Raw genomic sequence first — 1,439 nt, 5'->3', positions numbered from 1 at the left:
ACCGATTCCGAGATCAGGAATGCCAGCGGCGAGGACAGCCGAACCACAGCCGCCAAAAACCAACCAGAAAGTACCTAAAAATTCGGCACCGTATGCTTTTGTATTCATTTTGAAACCCTTCCCCTTAATGCAGGTCAAATTGATATTGTGTGAACAATAATGAAGCACCCTGATGATGCTGTTTGTTCGTAAATAACGTGCCGGATAATACCATGCCGCTTTTGAAAAGATGCTGCGTAAAGATACTTATGTTGTTCTGGGCTGATCGCGGTATCGGGCTGGTTTATTGAATTCTGCATACAGCCAGCGTTCAATTTCATTCCTCTGGGATATCGATTTTAGCCAAAAATTCTGAGAGAGTCCTCAGGTCATTCTCTGACAGATTTGGGCCGATTATATCCTCTATTGCCTTGGCATAAATGGGCCACATCTTTAACCGAATATCACGCCCCTTGTCGGTAATGACGATACGTTGACCCCGGCCATCTTCCAGACAGGGTACCCGTTGTAAAAAACCCTTTTTCTCTATGCGATCCAGCAACCGCGATAATCCGTACTGTGGAAGTAACAGATCATGTTCCAGTTCAAAGGGGCGCAGACCTTGGTCGCCTGCTTTGTCCAGTTCCAATAGAATATCGTACCATGCGAGCTGGGGAAGCTGTGCGGATTTTAGGGCCTTTTCTGTATAGGCCAAAGCTTTTTTCTGGATACGAAATATCCGTCCCCAGACTTTTATGGTTTTTTGTGATGGTGTTTTTGTCATCTAACAATTGTGACATATATATGCAAATGCATCAAGATTGACATTTAAATGCAAATGCATGTATATAAATGCAAACACATGTATATGAGGATGTTACAATGTCACAGAATAATTTAACGGAATTCACTACTTTTGTGCTTCGGGTCGCGCTTGGTGTTATGTATTTGGCGCACGGAGTTGTCTTGAAGTTCTATATCTTCGGGTTGGCTGGCACAGCGGATTTTTTTGAAACAATCGGTTTCCCGGGCTGGATTGCCTATGTGGTGTTTACCGCAGAGTTGATTGGTGGCTCAATGTTGGTTTTGGGCATACAGGCACGGTGGGTTGCTTTGGCATTGCTCCCAATTCTTTTTGGGGCAGTATGGGTGCACGCGGGCAACGGATGGGTCTTTTCCTATCCTAATGGCGGCTGGGAATACCCGGTTTATTTAATTTTGTTATCTTTTGCTCAATTTGCATTGGGGGATGGACGATTTGCCTTAAGCCGATCCAGAGCTTTGCCAAATGGGATTTCTTAATTCAGGCATCAGTTGTTGATTTTACGAATTGTAAAGGAGGGCGCTTGCCCTCCTTTGTCATGGGTGTTTTTTTAGGGCTATGTTTTATTGATGGAAACACCCCCTTCGACCATCAATGCGGTCCCTGTGACAAAGCTTGCGTCATCAGAGGCAAGGAA

General features: G+C 44.7%; 2 protein-coding genes. One reads left to right on the top strand and one right to left on the bottom strand.

Annotation, left to right across the window (positions count from 1 at the left end; translation table 11 throughout):
• Nucleotides 1-316: 316 nt before the first annotated feature.
• Nucleotides 317-763 (bottom strand): MarR family winged helix-turn-helix transcriptional regulator, encoded by a 447-nt coding sequence (locus tag Q0241_RS11390; protein ID WP_299377439.1) that lies wholly within the window; start codon nt 761-763, stop codon nt 317-319.
• Nucleotides 764-861: 98 nt separating this feature from the next.
• Here Q0241_RS11390 and Q0241_RS11385 point away from each other — a divergent pair, with 98 nt between their 5' ends.
• Nucleotides 862-1,281 carry a DoxX family protein gene (locus Q0241_RS11385; RefSeq protein ID WP_299377437.1) on the top strand — a complete coding sequence of 140 codons (420 nt, stop codon included), beginning with the start codon at nt 862-864 and terminating at the stop codon, nt 1,279-1,281.
• The last annotated feature ends 158 nt before the right edge of the window (nt 1,282-1,439 follow it).

This window comes from uncultured Kiloniella sp., from assembly GCF_937128705.1.
GTDB lineage: Bacteria > Pseudomonadota > Alphaproteobacteria > Kiloniellales > Kiloniellaceae > Kiloniella.
Note: the sequence above shows the minus strand (reverse complement) of the source record. Positions and strands in the feature narration are given on the sequence as shown.